This is a genomic window from Pseudotabrizicola sp. L79 (assembly GCF_036553525.1).
Lineage (GTDB): Bacteria > Pseudomonadota > Alphaproteobacteria > Rhodobacterales > Rhodobacteraceae > Pseudotabrizicola.
In genome coordinates this window covers 1-6,562 of the sequence record NZ_JAZHDA010000026.1, presented here as the reverse complement: position 1 = coordinate 6,562, position 6,562 = coordinate 1, and the positions used below count along the sequence as shown (strand labels likewise).

6 protein-coding genes are annotated in these 6,562 nt (G+C 61.9%); 2 read left to right on the top strand and 4 right to left on the bottom strand.

Annotated features, from left to right (window positions below; all coding sequences use genetic code 11):
* Positions 1 to 102: 102 nt before the first annotated feature.
* On the bottom strand, positions 103 to 1,242 hold the full coding sequence (locus V3C85_RS00095; protein ID WP_249306237.1) for a tyrosine-type recombinase/integrase: 1,140 nt from the start codon (positions 1,240 to 1,242) through the stop codon (positions 103 to 105).
* Between the two features lie 126 nt (positions 1,243 to 1,368).
* On the opposite strand from V3C85_RS00095, the gene V3C85_RS00090 reads away from it, so the two are divergent.
* Positions 1,369 to 2,253: a DUF1403 family protein gene (locus tag V3C85_RS00090; protein ID WP_331792952.1), complete on the top strand. Its 885-nt coding sequence runs from the start codon at positions 1,369 to 1,371 to the stop codon at positions 2,251 to 2,253.
* Between the two features lie 3 nt (positions 2,254 to 2,256).
* Positions 2,257 to 2,853 (top strand): SMC-Scp complex subunit ScpB, encoded by a 597-nt coding sequence (gene scpB / locus V3C85_RS00085; RefSeq protein ID WP_331792951.1) that lies wholly within the window; start codon positions 2,257 to 2,259, stop codon positions 2,851 to 2,853.
* 16 nt (positions 2,854 to 2,869) lie between these two features.
* Here the strand turns inward: scpB and V3C85_RS19415 are convergent, their stop codons facing one another.
* From V3C85_RS19415 to V3C85_RS00075, 3 genes are all read right to left on the bottom strand, one after another.
* Complete coding sequence (locus V3C85_RS19415; RefSeq protein WP_445941959.1) at positions 2,870 to 3,796, bottom strand: TniQ family protein; 927 nt, start codon at positions 3,794 to 3,796, stop codon at positions 2,870 to 2,872.
* A gap of 80 nt (positions 3,797 to 3,876) precedes the next feature.
* The gene (locus V3C85_RS00080; protein ID WP_245902637.1) at positions 3,877 to 4,758 is read right to left on the bottom strand and encodes a TniB family NTP-binding protein; all 882 of its coding nucleotides are present in this window, start codon (positions 4,756 to 4,758) and stop codon (positions 3,877 to 3,879) included.
* A 1-nt stretch (position 4,759) separates the two neighbouring features.
* Positions 4,760 to 6,394, bottom strand: coding sequence for a Mu transposase C-terminal domain-containing protein (locus tag V3C85_RS00075; RefSeq protein WP_331792950.1), 1,635 nt, complete (start codon positions 6,392 to 6,394; stop codon positions 4,760 to 4,762).
* Positions 6,395 to 6,562: the final 168 nt, after the last annotated feature.

Genomic DNA, 6,562 nt, shown 5'->3' with positions numbered 1-6,562 from the left:
GTTGTCGCGTTTAGTTCCCGATTTCAATTGAAGCAGTAAGCTGAAACTGAAGCGCTGGAATTTCACCTTAGCGCTTCACCAACGCGTCAAGTTTCTTGAGCTTCACAGCCCTGCCGCTTTGGTCAGGTTCACCCGGAACCTGTCGCGCCTGCGCTGGTAGCGCCGGGTCATCTCGGCCGACGCATGTCCGAGTTGCTTTTGAACATAGCGCTCATCAACCTCTGCCGACGAGGCGAGTCCGGCGCGCAAGGAATGACCGGAGAACATTTCCAGCCGCTTGGCTTCCGGCAAATCGGATCTGACGCCGCTCTTCAGAACGGTTGCCTTGATCAGCCGTGCGACGTGCTTGTCGGAGAGGCGGGCTTCGAGCGCACGTTTGCCATCCCGCGATGTGCGTACGAAGACCGGGCCATAGTCGATCTTGGCAAAGTGTAGCCATTGCTCCAGCGCGTGGACGGGACAGGTCTGGTCGCTTGAGCCGCGCCCGACCTCGACCTCGCGCCATCCGGTCTTGGCATTGAGGGTGAGCAGGGCGCCTCCATCGAAGATCTCGATCCAACCGCCGGAGTCCGGAGTATCGTCCTTATGCACATCGAGGCAGACCACCTCCGACCGGCGCAAGCCGCCTGCATAGCCCAAAAGCAAGATCGCCCGGTCTCGGAGCCCGCGGAGATCGTAGGGAAGGCTGGCCACCATGGCCTGGATGTCCTCAGGCAGGATCGCCTCTTTCTGAACCGGCGGGCGCGCATGCTTGCGTTTGATCCCGGCCAGAACCGTGGCGATGTGGCGGTTCTTGCGATCAAGAGTGAACCCGCGCTGCCTATAGTTCCAGGAAAGCCCCGAGAGACGACGCTCGATCGTGGAGACCGAAAGGGCAGGGGTCTTCCCGGTTGGTGCAGCCAGATCAGCCACATAAAGTCCAATCATCTCGGGTGAGGGGGGCAGAGGTTCCGTGCCTTTCAGTCGGCACCAGCGGGTGAAGTGTTTCCAGTCGGCCGCGTAGGCCTTGTTGGTGTTCCCGGCCGTCGAGGCCTCGGCGTAGTCTCGGGCGGTATCGATCAGCCGGTCGAGCGCGCCGGACCCCGCGACATGAGAGGGCAGGGCGATTGCATCGCGGTCTGAACGATCTCTCTCGTCGTGTTCGTCACCGTTCAGCGAGTCATAGGACGCTGAGCTCGAAATCTCGGATTCTGACCCGCCCGACCCCTCGATTTTGGTGCTGTTATTTGTGAGACGACCCATGTTCTTGAGTATATCATTTTTACGTCCGATAACGCAAGGTTATTGGACATGAATGCAAACTGTAAGGCGAGGCGGTTAGTTCGCTATTTTCTGGTATAAAGCGCCGCGACAATGTAGGCTCTGGGCATGACATTTGCTCGACCGGATCAGATCAACGACTTGGACACGTTACCCCGGATGCCTGTCTGGGTCACCTCTGCACGCACTGAAACCCTTGAAGATGTTGCGTTTTTGTCGGGCGCGGCGCTGAACCACCTGCATCTTGTGTTGGGACGCGAAGAGGTCCCCAAAGCCTTGTTGCGGGATCGGCTGGCGCTGCGAGCGGCCGAGGCATGTGTCGGGTTTTCTGGTCGTCCGGAAAGAGCCCCAGAGCTGCGCGACGCGATTCATCTTCTGCGCCCTGGCGATCTACCTGGTCCCGCGGGGGAAACTTACCTTGCCTGGCGTCGCGCGGTGGAACGGTCGGTGTCGGTCAAGGCTTTGAGCCGAGTTTTACCGACCTTCGAGTCGTGCCAGATCGCCACGTGGCTGGATGCGGGACATGGGGCACCGGTGACCCGTGCCGTGGTGGTGCTAGATGCTGTCCTGACGGAGGCACCCCGTGCCGAAGTCCCGGCGTTGATCCTCGCGGACGCCGCCCTCGCCGAGGCGCTTGGTTGGGATCATGTCGTGCCGCTGCTGGCCGCGGGTTTGAAACGTGCCGACCTGCGCAAGCTGGGCCACGATTTGCGCCTAGCCTGTCATCGCGCTGTGACCGCATCCGCGGTTGAGGCCACGCGTCTGGCTGTCGACCTCGCGCGTCGGGCTGCGCTTTTGAAAGGGGTTGCACCAAAGCTTCGGGCCAAGGGGGCGGCCGACGCCGTCGAGATCTTCCTGGCACAGGACGCGGTGGCACCCGGTGCCTTGCCTTTGCCGGATCGCGCAGCGCGGCGGCTCTGCGACCGGCTGGTTGACCTTGGGGCGGTGCGCGAACTGACTGGCCGTGACACCTTCCGGCTCTACGGGGTCTGAGCGATGGCCAAGGATGGACCCGACACCGAGCTTGACCGCGAGTTGACCGACCTGCCGAAGGAGCTGCGCTGGCGCGAATGGATGCGGCGGATCGAGGCTGTGCTGTTTGCGTCCGCCTCGCCTGTACCGCGCGCGGATCTGGCGCGCATAGTGGGGCAGGGGGCCTCGGTTGATCTGCTGGTCGAGGATCTGGCCGCCGATCTGGACGGGCGGGCGTTCGAGATTGCCATGGTCGCAGGGGGGTGGATGTTCCGGACGCGGACCGCTTACGCGCCTGCGATCCGCGCCGCAGCGGATGTCGGGAACCAGTTGCTGGACCTGAACGACTTCGACGTGGCGATTTTGGCGGCCATCGCCTACCACCAGCCGATCACCCGCGACGGGCTGAAGGATATCTTTGGCAAAGAGATCAGCCGGGACCTGATCGGGCGGCTGCATGCACACGGTCTTATTGGAACTGGCCCACGCGCGCCGCGTCGTGGTGCCCCCTATACCTTTGTGACCACAGACGCGTTCCTTGCGGCCTTCGGGATGGAGAGCTTGCGCGACCTGCCAGACGCTGAACAGCTGAATGACGCCGGGCTGGCCGCGCGCCCCTGAAACCCGCCTCTGACCCTCAAAACGCTTGCCGCTTCTGATGGAGCCGCGCGGCCGCTTGAATGAGATCTGCCAAATACGGGCCAGCGGTGGTGGGGCAAGGCCCAGCTTTAGGCCGAGGCAGGACGGCATCGCTGAATGATGTGACCAGTCCGCGCCAGGCTGGCGCAGCCTGAGCCGCGCGTCTCCAATAAGCGATCGCGGGATTTCTTCGCGTTCCGAAAGGCGTCGACCGCCCTTCCGTCAATTGCCGGAACAGATGATAGCGATCCCGATGGGGGAGGCGCGCGATGGACATTGGCCGTCGCCCAAATTGAAAGCAGGCCGATCCAAGCAGGTCCGGCAGTGACCGCCCCTCTGACATCCGATACCCCACGGCATGAAGACGAAGCAGATCGTCGATCAGGCGCTCAAGACGCCGAACCCTATTGGTGGCAGGACGGGTGCGTTTGCAGAGCGCCGTACCGCATAAGGCGCAGATTTGATGCGGTACAAGACGCTTCTGGCTGAACGGAGCCAATCCTTGTCCGCAGGATGGGCACCTGTCCCGAAGTCGGCAGCCGTGGCGAAAGCAAGAAACGCGTGTCGCCAGGCTCCAGCTCCGGCGAAAATAGGGCGTTTCGTCTTCCGCCAGACAGGCCGGGCAGAATTGCAGCCAGGTCGCCTGCGTCTTTGGTGCGCAACTCTGCTGAGGCGATGCCCGCAGGGGCAAACGCAACCGGGCCAAGGGGTCAGGAGCAATGGTCAGAGCCGCGATGTCTTCCAGAGGTATGTGGGTATGCTCTTCCAAAAGCTGCAGGATGCGATCGGGCAATGCCCGATCAAGCTGCGCCGACCAGTTCTCACCCGGCGCTCCGAGAAGCGCAGCAAAATAGTGCGGAGGTATGCCGTTTGCGTAAGCGAGGCGGTGCAGCCAACTCGACAGAAGTTCACCTGGTGCGGGCATAATGCTCATGGGCCAACGGTTTCCCGCCGCACTTTCATACCGCTCTGCAGGTGTGACGGAGATCCCGGTCGGCCCAAACCTCATGTCATCTCGTGACGCAAAGCCGAATTGCGGCGCCTCGAAAGAGGTAAATAGCCAAGGTCCGACAGGGTTGCGCCGGTGATCCGGTCCTCACCGCGCGAGATTGCCGCAACTGCGGCCCGGGTGACGATCTCGACAACCTCGCCGATCAGCCCCTCTGACAGATCGTGGAGGATCTTCGCCAAGGGTTCGCGCGACAGATCGGAGGCTTCGGCGAGCGGCAGACTGGCTTCCAGGCTGTCGAGAAGCGTCGCGAACTCCTCGTCATACGCCCATCGTGGAATGGGGATCGTATCGAAACGTGAGCCCATTTCGTCCGTATCATGCACCGCATCGTAGATCGCGATTTCGCCGACAAGGACGGGTGAGATGTCATGCACTCGTGCGATCCGCCGCAAGAACGAGAAGATGGCCTTCACATCCTGGCGCCGCCCGCGCAACGCGCTGTGGAACTCGTCGAATATCAAAAGGCGCGGCTTCAGGCGCTCGAGAAGATGATCCACCTGATCGCCGGCGCGGGACAGGCTGCGCCAGCCCGCAGCTTGTGGCGCGCGCAATCCGGACAGGATGCTGGCATAGAAATGCGACAGCCCTGCACCTTCCCGGGTCTGGATCACCCACACCTTTTGCTGGTCGGCAACACGCAGATGTTCGACGGCAAAGCGTTCGGCGATCATGGTCTTGCCGTTATGGTAGGGACCGGCAAGCAGCAAACCGCGTGGGCGCAGGGATGGCGGTCGCTCAAGCAGCAGTTGCATCGCGTCATGCGCCGCGCCGGCCGCCGGATGGCTGATCCAGCGCGGTGCGCGAACATGAGCGATCCGCACCTCGTCATCGGCCTGCAAGAGCGGGACCGCGGCGGGGATGAGGTGGTCCGGCACCTTACCAATCCTCGACCGGGAAGACCCGCCGCGGACGATCCGGGTCGAGCTTTGCCTGGGCTGGGGCGGAAGTTGCGGCGAGATCGGCATAAGGCTTCTTTGCCTCGGTGGCATGCCGGGCGCGGGTCATTTCCTTCAACCGGCTTTTCGGGGTTTTGGCAGCGGCAACAGTTGCGGCGATTTCGCGTCGGATGGCTGATGCCTCCTGCACAGGGCGCCGCTGGATTTCGCGCCGCTGCTGTCGATCCGCCTGATGCTGCCAGAGCGTGATCGGCTCGGCCAGTCCGTCCCGTCGCCTGACCGGCCGCCAGGCCAACGTATCCGGATCCTTGACGTAGACATGGCTGATGTCGCGAGGATCATAGCACAGATCGAGCGGCTCCAGCCGGTCACGACGCGCAACCAGCGGGCCCAGCCAAGGCTCGAAATAGTCGATGGCGAAGAGACTGATGCCCTGAGGTGAAATCTTCCGTGTCTTGCGTGGCAGGAAATTCAGCAGCACATCGGCAGGTGCATCGATCGGCCGGTCTTTCGGCTGGAACCGATCTTCCCACTCTTTCGCCGGAACGGTCAGCTTACGCGCATTCTGGCTCAGGTTGTGGTTGATGATCGCGAGCGCGATGCAGCGTTCAAGATCCGCGAAGCTGAGCCGTGCCCGCGCTTCCGAGGCATAGTCGCCCCGATCCGCGATGGAACGCCCCGTCTTGCCGGGCAAGGCGCGTAGCGCGGTGTTCACTTTCCCAAGCAGGCGTTCGACGACTCCGCCCCGATGCACGGTGCCCTTGTTCCGCATGCGAATGGAAATACCATAGTCCGCGCATCCTCTGCTGAAGGTGCTGCTTTGGAATTCCTTGGCGGAATCGACGACGATCTGCTTTGGGCGACCATGCATCGGCCAAGCATGATCGATACCGCGTTCTGCCAGCCAGTTAATCTTGCAGCACATCGCGTGCGCAAGACAAAGCGCCACAGACAGTCGTGACGGCCGCTCGAGGGTCAGGCAGAAGCCGATGATCGCGCTCGTGGCCACATCTGCAGCGATGGTCAGATAGGGACGACCAACGAAGACACCGTGGTCATCAATCACCTCAACAAATTGGATGTCTGCCGGCGTGTGATCGATCTGGACAACGTCGAGCGCGTGGTTAGCCCGGATGTAGCCCGGTCGCGGCTTCAGCCGGTTCAGGTGTTTACTATCCGACAGGCGGCGACGGGCAATTTCTTCCGGGGCGAACAGGATGGGGATCCGCCGGGCGACAGTGACATAGGCGGGCGGAGTGTGTCCTTCCTCTGCGCAGCGGGCGCGGATCTCATCAACGATTGGTGCAAGGTCCGGCTGCTCAGGGCGCAACCACATCTCCCGCAGGGTCGTCGCGATGATGCTCTCGACTGCGGGGCTGATCCTTGGTTTCCTTGTTCCACTCGTTCGCGGTAGCAGGGAGGATACCCTGCGCTCTTCTCGATACCGCGCCAGATAGTTGTAGACTTGGCGTGTCGAGAGCCGCAGCTCGGATGCCGCGCGCATCACAGCCTCACGCACCGGCGCCGCTCCATCAAGAATCCGGTCCAGCTCACGCGCGATCCGCGTTGCCTTGCTCCACGCTTCATCCGAAGCATGCCCTCCGCCGGATGTCATTGATATGAAACCTTCGAGACCGGCTGGGCCGTGCGCCAACAGGGCGGCCACTTGCTGAAATACGTAGTCAAAATTGAAACCTTAAGCTGAAAAATGATGTGCAATATCGCGGTATCTTCCAGAAATCACGTAATGAACATGTGCTGAAATGGTGAATAAAATGCGACA

Coding starts and splice junctions, on each gene's coding strand:
- V3C85_RS00095 (WP_249306237.1), bottom strand. CDS start 1,242: ATGGGTCGTCTCACAAATAACAGCACCAAAATCGAGGGGTCGGGCGGG.
- V3C85_RS00090 (WP_331792952.1), top strand. CDS start 1,369: ATGACATTTGCTCGACCGGATCAGATCAACGACTTGGACACGTTACCC.
- scpB (WP_331792951.1), top strand. CDS start 2,257: ATGGCCAAGGATGGACCCGACACCGAGCTTGACCGCGAGTTGACCGAC.
- V3C85_RS19415 (WP_445941959.1), bottom strand. CDS start 3,796: ATGCCCGCACCAGGTGAACTTCTGTCGAGTTGGCTGCACCGCCTCGCT.
- V3C85_RS00075 (WP_331792950.1), bottom strand. CDS start 6,394: ATGACATCCGGCGGAGGGCATGCTTCGGATGAAGCGTGGAGCAAGGCA.